The organism is Streptomyces sp. NPDC015130, assembly GCF_043080005.1.
Taxonomy (GTDB): Bacteria; Actinomycetota; Actinomycetes; order Streptomycetales; family Streptomycetaceae; genus Streptomyces.
In genome coordinates this window covers 12,192-35,366 of sequence record NZ_JBIBVC010000002.1, presented here as the reverse complement: position 1 = coordinate 35,366, position 23,175 = coordinate 12,192, and the positions used below count along the sequence as shown (strand labels likewise).

Here is a 23,175-nt window from a genome sequence, read left to right as displayed (position 1 = left end):
GGTGATGGGCATCGGTTTCCGGACGGTGGTACCGGCGTGGTGACCGGGCTCGTTCCCGCGGTGTTTAGCTCGTGTTCGTGGGGGCACGGGAGGGTGTCCACATGATCCACCCGCAACAGGGAGACCCTTACACCATGCCGCTCAATCGCCGACAGTTCACCAGACAGTCCGCCGTCGCCGGTGCGGGGCTCGCCCTCACCGGCGTCGTCGGTGCTCTCGCCACCGCGCCCGAGGCGCTCGCCTCCGACGAGCCGGAGGCACAGGGAGCAGGGCGCGGCGAGGGCCACGGCCACGCGCTGGGGTACGGGCCGCTCGTCGCCGACCCGAAGGGCGTCCTCGCCCTGCCGGCCGGGTTCTCGTACCGCGTCGTCACCCACAGCGGCGTCACCCGTCTGGAGAGCGGCGAGTTAACCCCCTCCAACCACGACGGCACCGCGGCCTTCCCCGGCCCGCGCGGCGCCACGTACCTGGTGAACAACCACGAGCTCTACGGCCCCCGCTCGAACTGGCCCCACCCGGTCCCGCTCACCGAGGGGCTCGTCTACGACGCGACCGCCCCCGGCGGCTGCACCGTCGTCGAGGTCCACCGCGACGGCACGGTCGCGGAGTGGGTCGCCCTCGCCGGCACCTCCACCAACTGCGCGGGCGGCAGCACCGCCTGGGGCACCTGGCTGACCGGCGAGGAGAACTCCGACCTCGCGGGCGTCAACGGCATGACCAAGGACCACGGCTACATCTTCGAGGTCGACCCCTACGACCGGGACGCCAACCTCGACCCGAAGCCGATCAAGGCCTTCGGCCGCTTCGACCACGAGGCCGTCGTCATCGACCCCAAGCGCGGCCACGCCTACCTCACCGAGGACGCCGCCCTGCCCTTCGGCCTGCTCTTCCGCTGGGTGCCGCCGAAGGGCTTCGAGCACGGACGCGGAAAGCTCCGTACGCTCGCCGACGACGCCGGTGTGCTCCAGGCCTTCAAGTGCACCGACTCCGGCGGCCGCTTCGTCGCCGACCTCTCCCAGGCCACCAGGATCGGCACCGTCCTCGGCGTGGACTGGGTCGACGTCCCCGACCGCGACGCCCGCACCGTCCCCATCCGCAAGCAGTTCGCCGACAGCGCGATCACCCGCGGCTGCAAGCTGGAGGGAATGTGGTGGGCCGACGGCGGCGCGTACGTCGTCTCCTCCTTCGCGCGCACGGAGTGGAGCCCGGGCCCCTCGCACGACGGCCAGGTCTGGTTCTACGACCCCCGGCGCCGGACCCTCACCCTCAAGGTGATGTTCGGCGTGAACGAGACGCCCGGCGAGGACGGCGCCTTCGACGGCCCCGACAACATCACCGTCTCCCCGCACGGCGGGATCGTCATCGCCGAGGACGGCCGCGGCCTGCAGCACCTCTTCGGCGCGACCGACTCCGGCCGGACGTACCCGATCGCCCGCAACGAACTCAACGACGCCGAGTTCACCGGGGTCTGCTTCTCGCCCGACGGCGGGACGCTCTTCGCCAACATCCAGGAGCCGGGCATCCTGCTCGCGATCACCGGCCCCTGGCGCCGCCAGCCCCGCCGCTGATCCGCCGACGGGCCTTCCGGGGGGCTCCGGTCTGCCCTTCCGGACCTCCCGGTCTGCCCCTCTGACCCCTGGTCAGGTCCATGAGCTGACATCTAACATGTCAGCCCATGGACGCACTGCGGCCCGTGGGCCGGACCCTGCTGCGCGACCGGGCGTACGAGGCACTGCGCGAGGCCATCGTGCGCGGCGACCTCGCCCCCGGTGCCGCGCTGAAGGACGCCGACCTCGCCGACCTCCTCGGGCTCTCGCGCGCACCCGTGCGCGAGGCCCTGGCCCGGCTCTGCGACGAGGGGCTCGTCGAGACCAAACCGCAGAGCTACACCCGGGTCACCCGGCCGGTCAGCCGGGTCGTCCGGGACGCCGCCTCCGTCGTGCGCGTCATGCACGAACTCGCCGCCCGCACCGGGGTGCCGCTGCTCGGCCCGGAGGGCGTCCGGACCATGCGCGAGGCCAACGCGCGCTTCGCGGCCGCCGTCCGCGACTCCGACGTCGAGGCCGCGCTCCGCGCCGACGACGAGCTCCACCAGGTCCTCGTCGTCGCCAGCGGCAACCACGCCGCCGCCGCCACCATCGCGCGCTACACCCCGCTGATCCGCCGCGTCGAGCGGCGGCTCTTCGGCGACTCCGGCAGCTGCGGCTCGGCCGAGCTGCACGCCCGGCTGATCGACGCGTGCGAGAGCGGTGACGCGGAGGCGGCGGTCCGGATCACCACCGAGATCTGGGCGGCGCTCGAACAGCTCGCGGACGACGCCGTGGAGGTGGCCGAGGTCACCGGCATCCCGGCGCCCGCCGACCACCCGTAGCGCCCCGCGCCTGGCTCCCTGTCCGGAGCCCGGAGCCCGGAGCCCGGAGCCCGGAGCCCGGAGCCCGGAGCCCGGAGCCCGGAGCCCGACTCCCGGCGCCTTGGGTTTGACGCCCCGTGCCCGGCGCCCGCGCCTGCAGGGGCGTCGACCAGCAGCCCATCCACCGATCCACCGGGAGCCGTCTTGCCGATCACCGATTTCGCCCGCTACCCGCTCCTCTTCGGGCCCTCCCCGGTCCACCCCCTCGAACGGCTCACCCACCACCTCGGCGGCGCCACGCTCTGGGCCAAGCGGGAGGACTGCAACTCCGGAGTCGCGTACGGCGGGAACAAGACCCGCAAGCTGGAGTACCTGGTCGCCGACGCCCTCGCCCAGGGCTGCGACACCCTCGTCTCCATCGGCGGGGTCCAGTCCAACCACACCCGTCAGGTCGCCGCCGTCGCCGCCCGCGCGGGGCTCGCCTGCGTCCTCGTGCAGGAGAGCTGGGTCGACTGGCCCGACCCCGTCTACGACAAGGTCGGCAACATCCTGATCAGCCGGCTCGCCGGCGCCGACGTGCGCCTCGTGCGGGCCGGCTTCGGCATCGGCTTCAAGGAGAGCTGGGAGCAGGCCCTGCGGGAGGTCGAGGAGGCGGGCGGAAAGCCGTACGCGATCCCGGCGGGCGCCTCCGACCACCCGCTCGGCGGCCTCGGCTTCGCGAACTGGGCGTACGAGGTGGCCGAGCAGGAGCGCGAGCTCGGCGTCCGGTTCGACACGGTGGTCGTCTGCTCGGTGACCGGCTCCACACAGGCCGGGATGGTCGCGGGCTTCGCCGCGCTCGCCGAGGAGGGCGGCCCGGCCCGCCGTGTCATCGGCGTCGACGCCTCGGCGAAGCCCGGCCCGACCCATGAGCAGATCACCCGGATCGCCCGCGACACCGCCGCGCTGATCGGCGTCGAGCGCGAGGTGACGGCGGCCGACGTGGAGCTCGACGAGCGCTACCACGCGGGGGTGTACGGCCTCCCGGACGAGGCCACCCTCGACGCGATGCGGCTCGCCGCCCGCACCGAGGGCATGATCACCGACCCCGTGTACGAGGGGAAGTCGATGGCGGGCCTGATCGACCTGGTGGAGCGGGGAGAGATCGGCCGGGACTCGACCGTTCTCTACGCCCACCTCGGCGGCCAGCCCGCCCTCAACGGTTACAGCGCCCTCTTCTCGTAGGAGTGGGGGCGAGGGAAGTGGGACCGCCGCTCAGAGCGACTGGGCGGCCGGCTTCACCATGCCCCGGACCGTCCGCGACTTCACGAACTCGCCCATCGCCGTCATCTCCCACTCACCGGAGAACTGCTTGATGAGCTTGGCCATCATCACGCCCGTCTGCGGCTCGGCGGTGGTGAGGTCGAAGCGGACCAGCTCCTCGCCGGTCGCCGCGTCCATCAGCCGGCAGTAGGCCTTCGCGACCTCGGTGAACTTCTGGCCGGAGAAGGAGTTGACCGTGAAGACCAGGCCCGTGGCGTCGGCGGGCAGCCGGCCGAGGTCGACGACGATCACCTCGTCGTCGCCCGCGCCCTCGCCCGTGAGGTTGTCGCCGGAGTGCTTGATCGAGCCGCCCAGGATCGACAGCTTGCCGAAGTAGCAGCTGTCCAGGTGGTTGCGCTGCGGCCCGTACGCGATGACGGAGGCGTCCAGGTCGATGTCCTTGCCGCGGTACGCGGGCTCCCAGCCGAGGCCCATCTTGACCTGGGAGAGCAGCGGCCGGCCGCCCTTGACCAGGGACACCGTCTGGTTCTTCTGGAGGCTGACCCGGCCCTTGTCGAGGTTGATCTTGCCGGTGGAGACGGGGGCGGGGGCGGCCGGGGGAGCGGCCGGGGCCGGGGGCGCCGCGGCCGCGATCCGCGGGTCCAGCGGGGCCGTCACGGGCGGCGCGGGCGGGGCCGGCGGGGCGACGGGCGCGGCGGCGACGGGCGCGGCGGCCGCGGGCTCGTCGTCCACGGAGACGCCGAAGTCCGTCGCGATGCCGGCCAGCCCGTTCGCGTATCCCTGGCCCACGGCGCGGGCCTTCCACGCGCCGTTGCGCAGGTAGATCTCGACGACCACCAGCGCGGTCTCCGTGGCCAGCCGGGGCGGGGTGAAGGTGGCGAGGACGGAGCCGTCGTCCGCGTTCCGCACGGTCGCCGTGGGCTCGATGCCCTGGAAGGTCTGGCCGGCGGCGTCGGGGCTCGCCGTGACGACGATCCTCTCGATGCCGGCCGGGAGCGCGCCCGTGTCCACCACGATCGCGTCGGGCGCGGTGCCGCCGCCGGAGCGGTAGGTCACACCGGGCCCGGCGGGCTGGTTGTAGAAGATGAAGTCGTCGTCCGAGCGCACCTTGCCGTTGGCGCCGAGCAGCAGGCCCGAGACGTCGAGCCGCACCGGGGCGGCGACGTCCACCGCCACGCGCGCGGCGGTGAGAGGGATGTTCGAGCCGGGGGTCATAGCGGTCATGCCAGGGGTAACGATCCGGACGGCTTTGCCGTTCCCTTACCCTCGCCGGGTTCGGCCACCCTGGTTACGCGGATGGTTCCTGGCCTGCCGCTCGTTGCCGAAGCGGTACGCGCCCGTCCACCGCGCCATGACCAGCTGGGCGTCGCCCTCCTCCACCTCCGCGAGGAACTTCTCGGCCCGCCCGCCGCGCAGCACGCCCGCGGCGCGTCCGTGGTGGGTGAGGACGACGGAGCCGTCGCGGCGGCGCTCGTAGGTGAATCCCTGGGGTCTCGGCATGCCGGGCATCCTGCCGTTCCCGGTCAGATCCGTCATATGAATATTCTTTCGACCCATGGGGACAGTGGGCGGGAGTTCGTTCCGCACGGAGGACGTCGACGAGGCGCGCGAGGAGCTCGACGCGCGCTACTACGCGAACCGCATGGACGTGACCGACCGGCTGAGGCCCTTCGCGGCGCGCTTCGACACCGTCGCGCTCGGACCGCTCGTCATCGGCGACCTGAGCTGCGGGGCCGACGTGCGGATGAGCTTCGGGGAGCTCGGCGCCTACCACCTGAACGCGCCGCTCGGCGGCAGGATGGAGATGCGTCAGGGCAGCCGCACCGGGATCGTCGCGACGGCCGGCGAGGCGCTGCTCCTCGACCCGGCCGGGGACACCTTCCTCGACCGCTGGAGCGGGGACTGCCGGACGCTCTCCGTGAAGATCGGGGCGGCCGAGCTGCGCGACCGCCTGGAACGGCTGCTCGGCCGCCCGGTGAGCGGGCCGCTCGCCTTCGAGCCCCGCCTGGACATCTCGCGCGGCCCCGGCCTGAGCTGGGTCCGCTTCGCCCGCCAGGTCGCCCACGAGGCGCTCGCGGGGGAGGGGCTCGCCCACCACGAACTGGTCGCGCGGCCGCTCCAGGAGGCGCTGCTCAACGGGCTGCTGCTGGCCGCCGAGCACCCCTGGCGCGAGGCGCTCGCCCATCCGGCGGAGGCGCGCCGCCCGGCGCCGGTCAAGCGCGCGATGGACGCGGTGCGGGAGCGCCCCGAGCACCCCTTCACGACCACCGAACTCGCGGCCCTGGCCCGGGTGAGCGTGCGCCGCCTGCAGGAGTCCTTCCGGGAGTACGTGGGGATGTCGCCGATGGCGTACGTGCGGGAGGTCCGTCTCGACCGGGTCCGCGAGGAGCTGCGGGCGGCTTCACCGGACGAGGTGACCGTGAGCGAGGTGGCCTGGCGCTGGGGCTTCGCCCACCAGGGCCGGTTCGCCGCGCGCTACCGCGAGAAGTACGGCGAGTCCCCGTCCGGCACCCTGCGGGCGTCGGGGTGATCAGGGCGTCCGGGACCGGGGCGCCGGGTGCGGCGCGTCCGGGGAGGTCGTGCAGGTGAGGGGTGTTCGGGCAGCCGTGCGAGCGGGCCGCGCAATCCGGACAGGGGCCGCGTTCAACGGCTCGCGATGATCTTCGAACGCGCTTACCGTGGACGAGTCCGGTCTGCCAGCGCGCGACCCGTGACCCGGGCCCCGGCCGGCTCCCCCGTTTAAGTCCGGCCGGGTCCTGCGTACGTACTTCTTCACCCGCCCGCGGCCGTCGGTCCGTCCCTGCTCGCCCGTCAGTGCGGCCAGCGCGGCGGGTCCACGCAGAAGTGGCCGCCCAGGTAGAGGTCGTCGGCGCTGCCCTGCTGGGGAAGCCCCTTGTCGGCGATGAGCTTCTCCGCGTGGACCTCCGAGTCGTCCTGCGGTTCAAAGCCGAGGGCCCGGGCCGCCGAGAGGTCCCACCACACGCGCGTGTTGGCCGAGGAGCCGTACACCACGGTGTGGCCCACGGACCCGGCGGTGAGCGAGGCGTGCAGGAGACGGGCGCAGTCCGCGGGGCTGAGCCACATCGAGAGCATCCGCACCGAGGTGGGCTCGGGGAAGCAGGAGCCGATGCGCACGGAGACCGTCTCGATGCCGTGCAGGTCCCAGTAGAGCTGCGCCAGGTCCTCGCCGAAGCACTTGGAGAGGCCGTAGAAGGTGTCGGGGCGGTGCGGGGTGTCGACCGGGACGAGCGGCTCGCCCTCGCGCGGGCGGCGGGTGAAGCCGACGGCGTGGTTGCTGGAGGCGAGGACGACGCGCCGGACGCCCTCCTCGCGGGCGGCCTCGTAGAGGTGGTACGTCCCGGCGATGTTGGCGGCCATGATCCTGTCGAAGTCGGCCTCCAGGGAGATCCCCGCCAGGTGCACGACCGCGTCGACGCCCCGGACCGCCTCGCGCAGCGCCGCCCGGTCCGCGAGGTCGGCGACGATCGCGTCCGGCGCTCCCGGCACGGGGGCGACGTCGAGCAGGCGGAGCTCGTAGCCGTACGGGGGCAGCAGCTCCCGCATCAGCGTGCCGACGCCGCCGGCGGCGCCGGTGAGGAGGACGGTGAGGGGTGCGGACATGGAGTGGCTCTCCTCCGTCGGATGGATGTTGTTCACAACCGTGGACACGGTAGGGAGCGGTCCGACGGGGCGTCAAGACTCCGTCATGCGGCGCGCTTTCTTCTTGACCGGCCCTTCCGGGCTGTTCTAGCGTGCAGCACATTGGTGTTCAAGAATATGGATGACGGTCAGAACTGTGCACGACTGTGCAGGGGGACGGCTGTACGCGACGGACTTCCTGGGAGCGCCCGTGACCACTGCCCCGCTCGCCGGCCGGCTCGACGGCCTGCTCTTCTTCCCCGTCACCGCCTTCGGGCCGGACGGCTCCCTCGACCTCGACGCCTTCCGCGCCCACGTCCGCGCCGGCGTCGACGCGGGCGCCGCGGCCGTCTTCGCCTGCTGCGGCACGGGCGAGTTCCACGCCCTCACCCCGGAGGAGTTCCAGGCCTGCGTCGCCGCCGCCGTCGAGGAGGCCGCGGGCCGCGTCCCCGTCGTCGCCGGAGCCGGCTACGGCACCGCGCTCGCGATCCGGTACGCGCGGCTCGCCGAGGAGGCCGGCGCCGACGGCCTCCTCGCCATGCCCCCGTACCTCGTCGTCGCCGACCAGGCCGGACTGCTCCGCCACTACACCGAACTCGCCGCCGCCACCTCGCTGGACGTCATCGTCTACCAGCGCGACAACGCGATCCTCACCCCCGGGACGGCCGTCGCCCTCGCCCGCGCCGACGGCGTCATCGGCATCAAGGACGGCCTCGGCGACCTCGACCTCATGCAGCGCATCGTCAGCGCCGTCCGGTCCGAGGGCCTCGACCTGCTCTACTTCAACGGCCTGCCGACCGCCGAACTCACCTGCGCCGCCTACCGGGGCATCGGCGTCACCCTCTACTCCTCCGCCGTCTTCTGCTTCGCCCCCGACCTCGCCCTCGCCTTCCACAGCGCCCTCGCCTCCGGCGACGAGGCGACCGTGGACCTGCTCGTCGACGGCTTCTACCGGCCGCTCGTCGAACTCCGCTCCCAGGGCCGGGGATACGCCGTCTCGCTCGTCAAGGCGGCGGTGCGGATGGAGGGGCTGGACGTCGGAGGCGTACGGCCGCCGCTCAGCGAGCCCGCCCCTGAACACCTCGCCGAACTCGCCCGGCTCGTCGAGCGCGGCCGGGCCCTCCTGAAGGAGGCCGGGGCGTGAGAGCGGCGGCCTTCCTCTACCCCTGGGACGTCGACGGCGACCCCGCCGCGCCCGGGCTCCTCGCGGAACTGGGCATCGCGCAGGTCACGCTCGCCGCCGCCTACCACTCCACCCGGGCGCTGAGCCCCCGCCACCCGGCCCGCCGGATCGTCACCGCCGAGCACGCCGCCGTGCTCTACCCGCCGGACCCGGACCGCTGGGCGGGCCGCGCGCTCCGCCCGTACCCGGCGGGGGAGTGGGCCCCCGGCGACTCCTACGGCCGGGCCGCCGAAGCCCTCGCCGGCACCGGGCTCGACGTGCACAGCTGGGTCGTCCTCGCCCACAACTCCCGGCTCGGCGCCGAGCACCCCGAGACCTCCGTCGTCAACGCGTACGGCGACCGCTACCCCTGGGCCCCCTGCATCGCCCGCCCCGACGTCCGCGCGCTGCTCGTCGACCTGGCGGCCGAGGCCGCCGTGCGCCCCGGCGCGGCCGGCACCGAGCTGGAGTCCTGCGGCTGGTACGGCCTCGCCCATCTGCACGCCCACGACAAGACCTCCGGGGTCCCGCTGGGCGACCGCGAGCAGTACCTCATGTCCCTCTGCTTCTGCCCCTCCTGCCGCGAGGGGTACGGGAACGGCGGCGCCGACCCCGACGAGGTGGCCGCCGCAGTCCGCCGGGCCCTCGCCCCCGTCTGGGCCGGCGCCGGCCCCGCGTCCGGCCTCGGAGATCTGGAGGCGCCCGTCCTGGCCTGGCGCGCCGGGACCGCCCGCTCCTTCCAGGAGGCCGCCGTGGCCGCCGTACGGGCCGCAGCCCCGCCCGGCTTCCGCGTCCTGCTGCATGCCGACCCCGACCCGTACCGCTGCGGCGCCGACGCCGGTACGGACCCGGCCCGCGTCCTCGCCCTCGCGGACGGCGTGGTCGCACGCCCCCCGAAGGTCGCCGCCTTCGCGGCCCACGCCGGCCCCGGCACGGTCGTCGCCGCCAACCTCTCCGTCGTCACCGGCATGGGCGGTGCCCCCGGCCGCCTGGCCCACGACGCCGGACGGGCCCGCGACGCGGGGGCGACCGAACTGCGGCTCTACCACGCGGGACTGGCCTCGGACGCGGACCTGGCAGCGGTCCGCGCGGCCCTGCACAAGACGGGCCCGGACCTGTCCTAGGGCGTGTTGTGAAAGTAGCGCCGACCGCCCGCAGGGCGGGCCCGACGGCGTCTGGTGCGTGCGATCGCAAGGCGGAGGGTCGCCCCGATACTGGACGTATCGGGGCGATCCCGACAACGCGGCGAGCGTGCGTGCCAGACGCCGTCGGGCAGGCGGGACTTTCGCAACACGCCCTAGGGGGTGCCCTTGCAGGTCAGCGGGTGTCCGGCCCGGCCGTCAGCAGGCGCCGGGCCAGGACGCGGGTGTCCGCGACATGGGCGCGGGCCAGCGCCTCCGCGCCGTCCTCGTCCCGGTCGCGGACGGCCGCGTAGAGCCGCTCGTGGGCCCCGCACATCGGCTCGCCGTCCGACCGGTCCGAGGTCAGCCGGAAGAGCCGGCGCAGCCGGGAGTCGAGCGGGGTCATCAGGTCCACCAGGAGCGGGTTGCCGGAGAGCTCGACGATCCGCCGGTGGAAGTCGGCGTTGAGGGAGACGGTCTCCCGGAGCCGCCCCGCCTCCGCCGCCCTCCGGGCCCGGGCCAGGAGCCGCTCCAGGTCGCGCAGCCGCGCGGGGTCCGCGTTCCGGGCGGCGAGCCGCGCGGCCAGGCCCTCCAGGTTCTCCCGTACGTCGAAGAGGTGCTCGGCGTCCTCGGGCCCGAAGTCCGCCACCACCGAGCCCCGGCGCGGGCGCACGGAGAGGAAGCCCTCCGACTCCAGCCGCTGCATCGCCTCCCGCACCGGCACCCGGGAGACCCGCAGCTCGTCGGCGACCTCCCGCTCGACGAGCCGCGTCCCCGCCGGGTACTCCGCCTCGATGATCCGCTCGCGCAGCTCCACGTACACCCGCTCCCGCAGGGACAGGGGGGTGTCCCCGGCGGCGGGGCCGAGGGCGGCGGGGCGGGGGGCGGTCATGGGGAGGGCTCCAGTCCGGCGGGGTGGGGGCGGCGGCCGTCGCACGATCTTCGCAGACGGCCGGGGCCTTGCCGTCAGACCAGGCGCCCGTCCCTCGCCACCACCCGGCCCGCGCGGACCACCAGCTCGCGGCGGGGGCGGTCGACCACCACCTGGGGCAGGCACTCGCCGTCGACGAGCATGAAGTCGGCGGGGGAGCCCGTGCGCAGGTCGGCCTTCGGGAGGCCGAGGAGCTCCGCGCCGCCGTCGGCCGCGAGGCGGAAGCAGGCCTCCAGGTCCTCGTCGAGCCGTGCGTCCACGGCCCAGCCCGCGAGCCAGGCGCGGTGCAGCATGTCCGCGTCGCCGAACGGGCTCCAGCTGTCCCGCACCCCGTCCGAGCCGAGCCCGACCCGCACCCCGCGCTCCGCCAGCCGGCGGAAGGGCAGGATCGTCGTCTCCGACAGGGCGACCGTGGTGAGGGAGATCCCGGCCCCCGCGAGCAGGTCCGCCGTCTCGTCCAGCTCCCGAGCGGAGAGACCCGCGACCGCGAAGGCGTGGGCGACGCCCACCCGGCCCTGGAGGCCGAGCGCCCGGGTGCGGGCGGCGATGTCCCGCAGCGGGGCGAGGCCGGTCTCGCCCCGGTCGTGGAGGTGGATGTCGAGCCCGAGGCCGTGGCGCTCGGCGAGCCCGAAGACCGTGCCGAGCTGATCCCCCTCCCCGGCGCCCTCGGCGTCGAACCCGGCCGGGTCGATGCCGCCGATGTGCGTGACGAGACCGCTCGCGGCGGCCTCCGCCAGGAGCTCGGCCACCCCCGGGGTGCGGACCACCCCGTGCTGCGGGAAGGCGACCAGCTCGACGTCGACGACCCCGGCCAGCTGCGCGGCCGCCGCGGCGACCCCCTCGATCCCGGAGAGGCCGTAGGCCGGGGCCACGTCGGCGTGGGCGCGCATCGCCCGGGTGCCCTGGGCCGCCGCGTGCGACATCAGCCGCAGCGCCCGCTCGGCCACCGGGGTGGGGAGCGCCCGGGCGAGCTCCACGTCCCCGGCGACGTACTCGGCGATGCCTCGCGCCGGCCGCCTGCTGTGCCAGGGCTCGCCCCAGGACGTCTTGTCGGGATGGATGTGGGCGTCGACCAGCGTCGGCAGGGCCAGCCGGCCGCCCCCGTCGACCCGCTCGACGACGGCGCCCGGCGGGACCGCGTCCACGAGCAGACCGTCCACGGCGATCAGCTCGCCGGCCGGGCCGCCGGAGGGCAGCCGTACGTCGTGGAACACGGTCGCGGTGCCGGTCGGCTGCGTCGGGGTCGTCACGGGGTCTCTCCTCGGGCTCACGGCTGGGGCGTCCAGGCACCTGGTATACCACTGCTTGGTATACCAGAGGGCGGGCAGGTGGACGTCGGCCTGCCCCTCGGGGGGCCGGCTCGGGCGCCGGCCCGCTCCACACCGGCCCGCCTCACCGGCCCGCCCCTCGCCGGGCGCCGCCCCCTCACAGGGCGTCGGCCGCCCCCTCACCAGGCCAGGTCCTCCAGCGCGTCCAGGTCCGGCACCACCGTCGCCGCCATCGGGCCCGCGTCCGTGTCGTCCACCCGCAGCTCGGCCCAGATCGTCTTGCCGCGGCGGCCGTACCGCGTGCCCCACCGCTCCGCGTACTGCGCCACCAGGTACAGCCCGCGGCCGCCCTCGTCGGTCGTCGTCGCGTGCCGCAGGTGCGGGGACGTGCTGCTGCCGTCCGAGACCTCGCAGATCAACGTGCGGTCGTGGAGCAGCCGCACCCGGACCGGATCGGCGCCGTACCGCACCGCGTTCGTGATCAGCTCGCTCAGGATCAGCTCCGCGGTGAACGCGAGTCCGTCGAGCCCCCACTCCGACAGCTTGGCCGCCGCCGCGTTCCGTACGGGCGAGACCGCCGACGGGTCCCGCACCACCTCCCACTCCGCGATCCGCTCCCGGTCGAGCAGCCGGGTCTCCGCCACGAGCAGCGCGATGTCGTCGCTCGGCGAGGAGGAGAGCAGCGTCGCCAGGACGTCCGCGCAGGTCTGCTCCGGGCTCCGGTCCCGGCGGGCGAGCGTGGACCGCAGCAGTGTGAGACCCGTGTCCAGGTCCCGCGCCCGGTCCTCCAGGAGCCCGTCCGTGAAGAGGACCAGCTTGCTCCCCTCCGGCAGCACCAGCTCCGTCGTCTCGAAGGGCGCGTCCCCCAGTCCCAGCCCCAGCGGCAGCCCCGGCGCCAGCTCGGGGAACTCCACCTTCCCGTCCGGGCCGACGAGCGCCGGCCCCGGGTGCCCCGCGCTCGCCACCGCGCACCGCCCGGAAGCCGGGTCGTAGATCGCGTACAGGCAGGTCGCGCCCGTGATGCCCTCCTCCCGCCGCCGCCCCTCGGCGTCCGGGCCCTCCGACTCGCGGTGGTCGATCCGGCCCGTCAGCTCGTCGAGATGGCCCAGGAGCTCGTCCGGGGGCACGTCGAGCGTCGAGAAGTTGTGCACGGCCGTCCGCAGCCGTCCCATCGTGGCCGCCGCGTGCAGCCCGTGCCCCACCACGTCGCCCACCACCAGCGCCACCCGCGCCCCCGGCAGCGGGATCACGTCGAACCAGTCGCCGCCCACCCCCGCCTTCGCCGGGAGGTAGCGGTACGCCACCTCCACCGCGCTCTGGTCCGGCAGCACCCTCGGCAGCAGGCTCCGCTGGAGCGTCACCGCCATCGCGTGCTCCCGCGTGAACCGCCGCGCGTTGTCGATCGCCACCGCCGCCCGCGCCGCCAGCTCCTCCGCGAACGACAGGTCCTCGTCCCCGAAGGGCTCCGGGGTGTCCGCCCGCCAGAAGTTCGCCATCCCGAGGACCACCCCACGGGCCAGCAGCGGCACCGTCAGCAGCGAGTGCATCCCGTACGCGAGGGCCTGCGCCGCCCCCTCCGGGTCCTGCGCCCGCCAGGCCTCCGCCGCCGCCAGCTCCGGCTGCGCCACCGCGTGCCCCGCGGCCAGTGCGACCGCCATCGGGGCGCCGGTCACCTCGAAGCGGATGGTCTCGCCGACCGGCTGGAGCGGCTGGTCCGGCCGCAGCCCGCTCATCGCCGTCCGCCGCATCTCCGTCATCGTGCCCGCGTCGGCCGGGGGCTCCTCCCCGCGCAGCACCGGTTCGAGGAGCTCCACGGTCGCGAAGTCCGCGAACCGCGGCACCGCCACCTCCGCCAGCTCCTCCGCGGTCCGTACGACCTCCAGCGTCGTCCCGATCCGCACCCCCGCCTCGTACAGCAGCTGGAGCCGGCCGCGGGCCACCGCCGCCCGGCCGGTCACGGCGGCCAGCTCGGTGGTGTCCCGCATCGTCATGACGCTCCCGGAATCGGCGCCGCCGGTCAGCGTCGGGCGCACGCTCACCGCGAGCAGCCGGTCGCCCGCCCGGTGCACCTCGTCGGTGGCCGCCCGCCCCGAGGTGAGGAGCTCGACCGTACGGGGATCGAGGCCGAGCTCCGAGACGTGCCGCCGCTCCGCCTCCGCCGACAGACCGAGCAGCCGGCGCGCCTCGTCGTTGGCGAGCAGCAGCCGGTGGTCGGGGCCGACGATCAGGACGCCCTCGCGCACGGCGTGCAGGACCGCCTCGTGGTGCTCCTTCATCCGGGTCATCTCGGCGGGCCCGAGGCCGTGCGTCTGCCGCCGCAGGCGCCGGCTCACCAGTCCCGCCCCGCCCACGGCGAGCGCCAGCGCCCCGGCCGCCGCGCCGGCCAGGAGCGGCAGCCGCCCCCGCAGCGCGTCCGAGATGCTCTCCACCTCGATGCCGCTGCTGACCATGCCGACGATCTTGCCCTGCTCGTCCACCACCGGGACCACGGCCCGTACCGCGTCGTTCGGCGCGCCCCGGAAGAGCTCGGTGAAGGACTCGCCGTCGACCGTCGCGCGCGTGAGGTCCCCGGTGGCGACGCGGCCGATCAGCTCCGGCTGCGAGTCCGTGAACCGCACCCCGGCCGGGCTCAGGACCGCGATGAAGTCGACGCCCGTCGCCAGGCGGGTGGCCTCCGCCCGGGCCTGGAGCAAGGCCGTCGGATCCGGCGAGGTCAGCGCCTCGTCGACGCCCGGCGCGTGCGCGAAGGCCTCCGCGACCGAGAGCGACCGGATCCGGGCGTCCCGCTCGGTGTCCCGCTGCGCCTGGTGGAAGACGACGAAGACCGCCGCCGCGATGACCAGGAGGGCGATCAGCGCCTCCAGGGCGAAGACCTGGCCCGCGACGCTCCGCAGCCCCGTCGTGCCGTCCCCGGACTTCCGGGCCTTCCGCGCGCTCATGCCGTGCTCCGTGCGAGGAGCAGCGCCACGTCGTCCGCCGCGCCCGGCCGCCGCAGCGCCGTGAGGAGCATGTCGCAGGTCTCCTCCAGGGGGCCGCGCGCTCCGTCGAGCAGTCCCACGAGCACCGCGAGCCGGTCGTCGATCGCCGCGTCACGGGTCTCGACGAGGCCGTCCGTGTAGAGGACGAGCACGTCCCCGGGGCGGAAGGGGATCCGGGCCGTCCGGAAGGTGCCGCCGCCCACCCCCAGCGGCACCCCGGTCGAGAGCCGTACCAGCTCGGCCGGGCCGTCCGCGGGGATCCGCACGGGCGGCAGATGGCCCGCGTTTGCGATCCGGCACCGGCCCAGGCGCGGGTCGTGCACCGCGAAGAGGCAGGTCGCGATGTAGTGCTCCAGGCCCGCCGTGATCCGGTCCAGGTGCCGCAGCACCTGCGCCGGCGACAGGTCGAGGTCCGCGAACGCGCAGGTGGCCGTGCGCAGCCGCCCCATCGTCGCCGCCGCGTCGATCCCGCTGCCCATCACGTCCCCGACGACGAGCGCCGTCTTGTCGTCGGGCAGTCCGATCACGTCGTACCAGTCGCCGCCGACCTCGCTCGACGCCTGCGCGGGCTGGTAGCGGGCGGCGACTTCCAGGCCCGCGCGCTCCGGCGGGGTGCCGGGCAGCAGGCTGCGCTGGAGCGTCACCGCGGAGTTCCGCACGCTCTGGTACCAGCGGGCGTTGTCGATGCTGACCGCGGCGCGGGCGGCGAGCTCCGTGGCGAGCAGCACGTCGTCGCCGTCGAAGGGCAGCGGATTGCGGTCCCGCTTGAGGTCGAGCGCGCCGAGCACCTCTCCGCGCGCGATGAGCGGCACCGCCAGGTAGGAGTGGACCCCGGCCCGGCGGAGCTGGGCCGCGGCCTCCGGGCTCCGGGCGATCCGGGGCAGGTCACCGGGACCGACGTGCTCGACGAGGACCGGCAGCCCCGTGTGCACGCAGCGGGTGACGAGCCGGTCCGCCCCGTACATCGCCACCGCCCCGGGAGGGTCCGCGGCCGGCAGCGCCTCCGTCGGCCCCGAGGCCTTCACCGCGAGCGCGCGGAACAGCTCGGGGCCCGCCTCGGGGGCCCCGGGCCTGCGCAGGGCCAGGACGGAGTCGAGGACGTCGACGGCCGCGATGTCCGCGAGCTCGGGCACCACGACCCCGGCGAGCTCGTCGGCCGTACGGTCCACCTCCAGGGTGGTGCCGACCCGCGCCGAGGCGTCCGCGACGAGCGCGAGCCGCCGCCGGGACCGGTCCGCCTCCGCGTCGGCGTCCTGCCGCTCGGTCACGTCGATCACCGAGACCGCGACCCCCAGGACCCTGCCCTCGGGCCCGTCCAGGCGGTAGAAGGACACCGACCAGGAGTGCTCGTGCTCGGGGTCTGCCGGGGTCCGCCCGGACGTCGGCCGGTCGAGCAGCGGCCGGCCCGTGGCGAGGACCTCGCGCAGTGCCTTCTCCAGCGCCGCCGCGTCGACCCCCGGCAGCATGTCGGAGATCCGGCGCCCGATGTGCAGCTCGGCGGTGACGCCGTTGATCCGCTCCAGGGCCGGGTTCACGAGGACGTACCGCAGGTCGGTGTCGAGGACGGCGAGACCGATGGGCGACTGGGAGACGAGCCGGTCGGAGAGGGCGAGGCCGGTCTCGACGCGTTCGACGACGGCGCGGTCGGCGGCGATCCCCAGCGCGTACAGGCCCCCCAGGTCGTCGGTGAGCCGCATGTTGCGGAACTCCACCTCGCGGGTGCTGCCGTCCTTGAGCTGTACGGGGAAGGTGCCCGCCCAGGTCGCGCCGCCGTGCAGCACCTCGCCGAAGAGCCGCATCGCCTCCTCGCGGTGCTCGGCGCCGACGATCAGCCGGGCCACGTACCGGCCGAGGGCCTCGTCCGCGCGGTAGCCGAAGAGGGCCTCCGCCTGCGGGCTCCACAGCACGATCCGGCCGCGCGCGTCGATGACGACGGCCGCGACCCCGAGGATGTCGAGGAGCCCCTTGGCGTCGAACGGCACACTCGCCCGCCCCGCCGTCTCCGGGAAGGAACCGGCCGTCACACTGCCCTCCTCCCGCCGCCCTACGCGCCTCCCTCCATGCTCCCCGCCCCCTGCCCACCCCGCACCGCGAGCCCGTCCACCCGGCCGTCCCCGGCGCCGTCGCCCCGCCAGGGTCCGTCGTCGCCCCGCCCGGGTCCGTCGTCGCCCCGGCCGGGTCCGTCGTCACCCCGGCCGGTCCCGGGGCGCCCGTCCCGCCGCCGGCCCCGCACCGCGAGCCCGGCGGCCCAGGCCGTTCCCGCCAGTGCCAGGACCGGCAGGAGGATCCGTACGTCGACCACCGCGACCAGACCGGCGCCGAACGCGATGGACAGCGCGTTCGGGGCGAAGACCAGGGTGTGCGCGGTCGCCGCCACCCGGCCCACCGCCTCCGCCGGGGCCTCCCGCTGGACCGCCGTCATGACGGCGACGAGGACCCACGGCATCCCCAGGCCGATCACCGCGCTCGCCACGAGGGCCGTCACCCCGTACGGCAGCGCCCGCACGCCCACCGCCACCGCGAACACCGCGAGACCGACGGCCGCCACCTCCCGCTCCGGGACCCGGCGCAGCAGCGGCCCCGCGAACAGGCCCGCGAGGACCGAGCCCGCGCCCTGCACCGCGTACAGCACGCCGGCGTACGCGGGGGAGCGCCCGAGCCCGCCGTCCACCACGGCGTAGATCGCGGCCCCGTTCACCCCCGCGAGCAGCATCGTGAACCCGCCCGTCGCCACCAGCGGCCGGAGCACCGGCGAGGCCCGCAGCAGCCGTACGCCCCCGGCCGTCTCCCGCCACCAGTTCCGGCGCGCGGGCCGCGCGGGCCGCTCCTCCCGGACCGGCATCAGCGCGAAGAGGACCGCCGCGAGCGCGAAGCTCGCCGCGTCGAGGAGGGCGACCGGGCCGCCCCCGTACCGGGCGAAGAGCCCCGCCGCCACGAGCGGCGCGATCAGCTTCGTCGACTCGTTCGCGGTCATCCGGAGCCCGTTGAAGGTGCCGAGCCGCGCCTCGTCGAGCGTCGTCGCCACGAGCGCCTGCTCGGCGGCCTCGTGGACGGCGCCCTGGGCCCCGTACAGCACGAGCACCGCGAACAGCAGCCACACCCGGTCCGCCGACTCCACCCACAGGAGCACGGGCAGCAGGAGCGCCGTCGCCGCGTTGAGGACGACGAGCAGGGGCCGTCGGCGCACCCGGTCGGCGAGCGTGCCGAGCAGCGGACCGACGAGGACGGGCGCCCACAGGGCGAAGGCGGCGAGCGCCGCCAGGCTGTCCGAACCCGTGAGGGACTTGACCCAGATCCCGGAGACCAGCCACATGGCCGTCGAACCGAATCCGGACACGACGATGCCTGTCAGATACCAACGCATGCCCGCAGCCTGACCTCTGAGGAGGCCCCGACGGATCGGGCACCTGCCCTATTCCGTCGCCGCGGCGGCCCGCCCCTCGTACCGCAGCGCCGCCCCCGTCACCACGGCGCCGAGCCCTTCCCAGAGGCCCACGCCGAGGAAGCCGGCCGGGGCGCGGCCCGTGACGACGGCGAGGGTGAAGACCGCGCAGGTGAGGAGGCGGAAGGGGACCGTCCAACGGAAGAAGGGCTTCCAGTCGGCGAGCGCGGCCAGGACGTAGTAGACGCCCATGTTGAGCGCGGCCATCGAGGAGGCCGTCAGGAAGACCAGGGTGTGGTCGCCGTCCGCCCGCTCGCCCTCGGGCACCGGGGCGAAGCCCATGACCGTGAGCAGGGCGTCCGGGGCGACCAGGCCCACCACGCCGAGCGCGGCGGCGAGCACGCCGAAGACCGCCATGGTCCAGCCGGACAGGGAACGGGGCAGGCGCACGGCGGTCCTCCGCGAGGGGAAGCAGGGTCAGCGACTCGATGGCGTTCGAATGCGTGCTCGGACGGGCGAGCGTGACCTTGCATATCGTGTGACGGGGGCCCAGAGCCAATCGGGCCCCCGTCCCACGTCACTTCAGCGCCGCGGCCATCATCTTCTGCGCCACGGGGGCCGCCAGGCCGTTGCCGCTGACCTCGGAGCGGGCCGCGCCCGAGTCCTCGATCATCACCGCGACGGCGACCTGCTTCCCGGGCTGCTTCCCGTCGGAGGGGGTCTTCGCGTAGGAGGTGAACCAGGCGTACGGCGTCTTGCTGTTGTTCTCGCCGTGCTGGGCCGTGCCCGTCTTGCCGCCGACCTCGGCCCCGGAGATCGCCGCGTTCGTGCCGGTGCCCTTCTCCACGACCGTCCGCATGGCGCTCCGCAGCTGCTCCGCCGTCGAGGAGGAGACGATCCGGGTGGTGTCCCCGTCGTCGAAGGAGGTGAGGGCGTCGCCGTCGGAGTCGACGACCTCCGAGACCATGTGCGGGGCGGCCAGGAGGCCGTCGTTGGCGATCGCGGCCGACACCATGGCCATCTGGAGCGGGGTGGCCGTCACGTCGAACTGCCCGATGCCGGTGAGCGCCGTCTGCGCCGCGTCCATGCCCGAGGGGTAGACGCTCGCGTAGGCGCGGACGGGGACGTCGAGCTCGGCGTCGTTGAAGCCGAACTTCTCCGCCGTCGCCTTCACCTTGTCCTGTCCCAGGTCGGCGGCCATCTTGGCGAAGACGTTGTTGCAGGAGTACTGGAGCGCGGTACGGATCGTGGCGTTCTCGCACGGCGCGGAGGCGTTCTCGTTCTTGAGCACGGTCCGGGTGTTCGGCAGGGTGTACGGGTCGGGGCTCTTCGTCGCCGTGTCGACCGAGCCGTACAGGCCGTCCTCCAGGGCCGCCGCCGCGACGACCAGCTTGAAGGTGGAGCCGGGCGGGAGCGGCTGGCGCAGGGCCCGGTTGACCAACGGCTTGTCCTCGTCGCTCATCAGCTCCTTCCAGGCGGCGCCGTCGGCCGTCCCGGCGATCTTCGACGGGTCGTACGAGGGGGTGGACACCATGCCCAGGATCCGGCCGGTGGCGGGGTCGACCGCGACGGCCGCGCCCTTCTTGCTCCCGAGGGCCTCGTACGCGGCCTTCTGCACGTCCGGGTCGATCGTGGTGACGACCGTCCCGGGCTTCTGCTGCGAGCGCGTCACCGCGTCCACCGGGTTCTTCAGCCGGTCGTCGGTGCCGTCGAGGACGTCGTCGTAGATGCCCTCCAGCTGCGTGGCGCCGTACGCCTGCGAGCTGTAGCCCGTGACCGCCGCGTACAGCTCGCCGTCCGTGTAGGTGCGCTTGTACGCGAGATCGCCTCCCTCCGTCCTCTTCGAGCCGGTGACCGGCGAACCGGCCACGACGATGTTGCCCAGCGGCTGCGCGTACTGCGCGATGGTCTTCCGCCGGTTCTTCGAGTCGTCCGCCAGCGCCTGGCCTTCGTAGAACTGCACCCAGGTGGCCCGCCCCAGGAGGGCGAGCACCAGGACCAGCACGAAGACCGACGTGTGCCTGATCGTCTTGTTCATCGCACCAAGGGGGACGAACAAGCCGGTGGCGGACGTTCCGGATGTGTGCGGTTTCTCAGGGAACCTTCATGCAGGTCCGTCCCGGCAGCCGGGCCGCACCGGTGCCTCACCCCGTCCGCACGAACCCCGACTCGTACGCCAGGATCACCGCCTGCGTCCGGTCCCGGGCGCCGAGCTTCCCCAGGACCGCCGCCACGTGCGACTTCACCGTCGCCGGACCGACGCCCATCCGCTCGGCGATCTCGGCGTTCGTCAGGCCCGTCGCCACGTGCCGCAGGACCTCCGCCTCCCGCTCGGTGAGCCGGGCCGCCCAGGGAGCGGGGGCCGGAGCGCGCCGGGCGTGCTCGGCCGCCAGGCCCCGGACCGCCGCCGGGTAGAGCAGCGAGTCGCTCCGGGCGACCAGCCGGACCGCGCTCACCAGCTCCTCCGCCGCCGCCCGCTTCAGCAGGAAGCCGGCCGCGCCGACGCGCAGCGCGTCGTACACGTAGGAGTCGTTCTCGAAGGTCGTCACGACCACGACCCGGGGCGGCTCCGCCATCCCGGCGAGGATCTGCTCGGTCGCCCGGATCCCGTCGATCTCCGGCATCCGCACGTCCATCAGCACGACGTCCGGCCGCGCCGCCCGCACCACCGACACCGCCTCGGCGCCCGTCGAGGCCTCGCCGACGACCTCCAGATCGGGCTCCGCGTCCAGGATGACCCGCAGGGCCGTCCGCACCATCCGCTCGTCGTCGGCGAGCACCACGCGAATCGCCGCGCTCACCGGGGGATCCTCACCGCGAGGCGCCACACGCCGTCCACCGGGCCGGCCTCGACGGTGCCGCCGAGCAGCCGGGCCCGCTCGCCGACCCCGAGCAGGCCGCGCCCGCCGTCCGGACGGGCGACCGGGGGCCGCTCGGGCAGGGGGTTCTCCATGGTGATCTCCAACTCCTCGGTACGGGCGTCGAGCCGAACGGTGACGGGCGTGCCGCCCGCGTGCCGGGCCGCGTTCGTCAGCCCTTCCTGGACGATCCGGTACGCCTCGCGGGACAGCGCCTCCGGTACGGGGCCGAGCACCCCGTCCACCGTCAGCGCCACCCGCGGTCCGGCGCCGCGCACGAGCGCCTCCAGGGCGTCGAGCCCGGGACCCGCGCCCTCCTCGACCTCTCCGCCGCGCCGCAGCAGGCCGAGGACCCAGTCCAGCTCCCCGACCGTGCGCCGGGTGGTCTCCTCGATCGCGGTCAGCGCCTCCCGGACGAACTCCAGATCGGCCGCGTCGCCCGAGTCGAGGATCCGGCGGGCCGCGCCCGCCTGGAGGGTCACCGCGCTGAGGGCGTGGCCGACCGAGTCGTGCAGCTCGCGGGCGAGCCGGTTGCGCGACTCGGCCTCCGCCGCGCGCCGCTCGGCCGCCAGGAGCCGGTCCGTCGGGCTCGGCCCGAGCAGCCGGGGCGCCAGCCGGGCGAGCAGCGCCCCGCTCGCGGCGGCGGTCGCGGCGAGGGCGAGCAGCATGAGCAGCCCCCCGGGGAGCGCCAGCCAGAGAAGCCAGGGCCGGTCGAGCCCCCAGAACCGGCCGAGCTCCGACTCCCGCAGGGCCGGCGAGAACGGCAGCGCCCCCAGCGAGACCGCGAACGGGGGCAGGGCCAGGGACGCCCCGCTGATCAGCGCGCCGACGCCCACGTGCAGCGTGAACCAGCCGGCCGTCCGGGCCTTCGCGGCGCGGCCCCGGGCCGGACCGTCCGCGAGGCGGTCCGCCGGAACCCCGCACAGCGCCCGCGCCACGGCCACCGACATGGGCCGGGCCAGCGGGAACAGCGCGGTGACCGCGGCGAGCGGCAGCCCGACCGCGTACGCCCCGAACTGCACGGCCAGGCTGCCCCCGAACATCCCCGGGGAGTCGAGCCACGCCGCCAGGAAGACGGTGCCGACGAGCCAGTACGGCATGAACAGGGCACCGCCGAGGACCAGATGGAGCCAGCGCAGCCTGGCCCGCTGCCCGAACAGGGCGACCGCGCACCGTCTCACGCCGCGGCGCTCCGCCGCCGCAGGAACAAGGCCACGCACGCGGCCAGCAGGAACCCGGTGATCATCTGGCCAGCGTAGGACAGCTGTGCGAGGGCCGGGACCTGCTTGGCGACATCGGTCTCGGGCTGGAGCGCGACGAGCGACATGTAGGCGCCCCAGCAGCCCATCGCGCCGGTGGAGACCCAGGCCAGGGCGAGGACGGGCCGCACGCCCAGCCGCGTGGGCCGGCGCAGGACGAGGAGGAGGGTGAAGACGACGGCGGCGACGAGGAAGGCGAGGTGCACGGCGCTCAGGACGTAGAAGTCCGGGTCCCGTTCGGCCGCCCGCCGGGCGGAGAGGCCCGTGGTGGAGCCGGAGAGCCAGATCAGCTGGACCGCCGCGGGAAGGAGCGCGACCACGGCGCCGGCGAGGGCGACGGCCCGCACGCCGGGCCCGGAGGTGCGGGCGGACAGCTCGCCGAGCCGGCCGCGCCAGACGCGGCCCCAGCGGTCGCGTGCGTACAGGACGAAGAGGGTGCCGAGGGTGAGGCCCTGGAGGATGAAGCCGCCGTAGACGACCGCGAAGACCCAGTCGTCCAGGAAGGGCTCCTTGGGGGCGGCGGCCCGCTCGTCGCCGGTGAACAGCGCGACCGCGAGCTGCGCCGGGTACCCGGCCACGATCGGGGTGAGGAGTCCGGTCGCCGCCCACATGGGGAAGGCCAGCAGCCAGGCCCGTACCCGCAGTCCCCATTCCTGGGTGAGCAGCAGGGCGAGGACGACCACGACGACGTCGGCGAGGACCGAGAGGGAATTGGCGACCGCGAGCAGCGTCGGGTGCTCGAGGAGCTCGCTCCCGGCCGGGATGCCGAGCTCGCCGCCCGCCACCCAGGCGACCTTGAGCGAGATGTACGGCAGGCAGGCGACGATCGCGAGGACGCGCAGCACGCGGCGCAGCAGGGAGGGTCGGAACCCGGTCGGTGTCATGGCTCCACGCTCCCGCGAGGGGCCCCGGGGGCACGTCCTGCGGGGTGGTGAACCGTCTCCGCCGCGCGGGGGAGAGGCCC

At 74.8% G+C, this 23,175-nt stretch carries 19 protein-coding genes; 6 read left to right on the top strand and 13 right to left on the bottom strand.

Annotated elements, in window-relative coordinates:
• The first annotated feature begins 134 nt into the window (after positions 1–134).
• From ACF08F_RS03505 to ACF08F_RS03495, 3 genes are all read left to right on the top strand, one after another.
• Positions 135–1,568 (top strand): alkaline phosphatase PhoX, encoded by a 1,434-nt coding sequence (locus tag ACF08F_RS03505; protein ID WP_392296835.1) that lies wholly within the window; start codon positions 135–137, stop codon positions 1,566–1,568.
• 107 nt (positions 1,569–1,675) lie between these two features.
• Entirely contained in the window at positions 1,676–2,371 is a 696-nt protein-coding gene (locus ACF08F_RS03500) for a GntR family transcriptional regulator (RefSeq protein WP_392296834.1), read from the top strand.
• Between the two features lie 183 nt (positions 2,372–2,554).
• Entirely contained in the window at positions 2,555–3,574 is a 1,020-nt protein-coding gene (locus ACF08F_RS03495; protein WP_392296833.1) for a 1-aminocyclopropane-1-carboxylate deaminase, read from the top strand.
• A gap of 30 nt (positions 3,575–3,604) precedes the next feature.
• Here the strand turns inward: ACF08F_RS03495 and ACF08F_RS03490 are convergent, their stop codons facing one another.
• Together ACF08F_RS03490 and ACF08F_RS03485 are read right to left on the bottom strand one after the other, a co-directional pair.
• Positions 3,605–4,837 (bottom strand): TerD family protein, encoded by a 1,233-nt coding sequence (locus ACF08F_RS03490; RefSeq protein ID WP_392296832.1) that lies wholly within the window; start codon positions 4,835–4,837, stop codon positions 3,605–3,607.
• A 36-nt stretch (positions 4,838–4,873) separates the two neighbouring features.
• Positions 4,874–5,113: a hypothetical protein gene (locus tag ACF08F_RS03485; protein WP_392296831.1), complete on the bottom strand. Its 240-nt coding sequence runs from the start codon at positions 5,111–5,113 to the stop codon at positions 4,874–4,876.
• Between the two features lie 55 nt (positions 5,114–5,168).
• On the opposite strand from ACF08F_RS03485, the gene ACF08F_RS03480 reads away from it, so the two are divergent.
• Positions 5,169–6,143, top strand: a complete 975-nt coding sequence (locus tag ACF08F_RS03480; protein WP_392296830.1) for an AraC family transcriptional regulator — start codon at positions 5,169–5,171, stop codon at positions 6,141–6,143.
• Between the two features lie 281 nt (positions 6,144–6,424).
• On the opposite strand, the gene ACF08F_RS03475 is transcribed toward ACF08F_RS03480, so the two are convergent.
• Positions 6,425–7,234, bottom strand: a complete 810-nt coding sequence (locus ACF08F_RS03475; RefSeq protein ID WP_392296829.1) for an NAD-dependent epimerase/dehydratase family protein — start codon at positions 7,232–7,234, stop codon at positions 6,425–6,427.
• 229 nt (positions 7,235–7,463) lie between these two features.
• Here ACF08F_RS03475 and ACF08F_RS03470 point away from each other — a divergent pair, with 229 nt between their 5' ends.
• Both ACF08F_RS03470 and ACF08F_RS03465 read left to right on the top strand, forming a co-directional pair.
• Positions 7,464–8,396 carry a 5-dehydro-4-deoxyglucarate dehydratase gene (locus ACF08F_RS03470; protein WP_392296828.1) on the top strand — a complete coding sequence of 311 codons (933 nt, stop codon included), beginning with the start codon at positions 7,464–7,466 and terminating at the stop codon, positions 8,394–8,396.
• Entirely contained in the window at positions 8,393–9,538 is a 1,146-nt protein-coding gene (locus ACF08F_RS03465; protein ID WP_392296827.1) for a hypothetical protein, read from the top strand. Before ACF08F_RS03470 ends, ACF08F_RS03465 begins: the two co-directional genes overlap by 4 nt.
• A gap of 193 nt (positions 9,539–9,731) precedes the next feature.
• Here the strand turns inward: ACF08F_RS03465 and ACF08F_RS03460 are convergent, their stop codons facing one another.
• The 10 genes from ACF08F_RS03460 to ACF08F_RS03415 all read right to left on the bottom strand — a co-directional run bounded on the left by ACF08F_RS03460 (position 9,732) and on the right by ACF08F_RS03415 (position 23,095).
• Positions 9,732–10,427, bottom strand: a complete 696-nt coding sequence (locus ACF08F_RS03460; protein WP_392296826.1) for a GntR family transcriptional regulator — start codon at positions 10,425–10,427, stop codon at positions 9,732–9,734.
• Positions 10,428–10,501: 74 nt separating this feature from the next.
• On the bottom strand, positions 10,502–11,794 hold the full coding sequence (locus ACF08F_RS03455; protein ID WP_392297314.1) for an amidohydrolase: 1,293 nt from the start codon (positions 11,792–11,794) through the stop codon (positions 10,502–10,504).
• A 119-nt stretch (positions 11,795–11,913) separates the two neighbouring features.
• On the bottom strand, positions 11,914–14,673 hold the full coding sequence (locus ACF08F_RS03450) for a SpoIIE family protein phosphatase (RefSeq protein WP_392296825.1): 2,760 nt from the start codon (positions 14,671–14,673) through the stop codon (positions 11,914–11,916).
• A complete protein-coding gene (locus tag ACF08F_RS03445; RefSeq protein ID WP_392296824.1) occupies positions 14,670–16,736 on the bottom strand; it encodes a SpoIIE family protein phosphatase in 2,067 nt (688 codons plus the stop codon). The genes ACF08F_RS03450 and ACF08F_RS03445 overlap by 4 nt, the downstream gene beginning before the upstream one ends.
• Before the next feature lie 20 nt (positions 16,737–16,756).
• On the bottom strand, positions 16,757–18,076 hold the full coding sequence (locus tag ACF08F_RS03440; protein ID WP_392296823.1) for an MFS transporter: 1,320 nt from the start codon (positions 18,074–18,076) through the stop codon (positions 16,757–16,759).
• A 48-nt stretch (positions 18,077–18,124) separates the two neighbouring features.
• A complete protein-coding gene (locus ACF08F_RS03435) occupies positions 18,125–18,511 on the bottom strand; it encodes a hypothetical protein (protein WP_392297313.1) in 387 nt (128 codons plus the stop codon).
• 160 nt (positions 18,512–18,671) lie between these two features.
• Positions 18,672–20,132, bottom strand: a complete 1,461-nt coding sequence (locus tag ACF08F_RS03430; protein WP_392296822.1) for a peptidoglycan D,D-transpeptidase FtsI family protein — start codon at positions 20,130–20,132, stop codon at positions 18,672–18,674.
• Between the two features lie 106 nt (positions 20,133–20,238).
• On the bottom strand, positions 20,239–20,853 hold the full coding sequence (locus tag ACF08F_RS03425; protein WP_392297312.1) for a response regulator: 615 nt from the start codon (positions 20,851–20,853) through the stop codon (positions 20,239–20,241).
• A gap of 38 nt (positions 20,854–20,891) precedes the next feature.
• Positions 20,892–22,133 carry a sensor histidine kinase gene (locus ACF08F_RS03420; RefSeq protein WP_392296821.1) on the bottom strand — a complete coding sequence of 414 codons (1,242 nt, stop codon included), beginning with the start codon at positions 22,131–22,133 and terminating at the stop codon, positions 20,892–20,894.
• Positions 22,130–23,095 carry a hypothetical protein gene (locus tag ACF08F_RS03415; RefSeq protein ID WP_392296820.1) on the bottom strand — a complete coding sequence of 322 codons (966 nt, stop codon included), beginning with the start codon at positions 23,093–23,095 and terminating at the stop codon, positions 22,130–22,132. The genes ACF08F_RS03420 and ACF08F_RS03415 overlap by 4 nt, the downstream gene beginning before the upstream one ends.
• Positions 23,096–23,175: the final 80 nt, after the last annotated feature.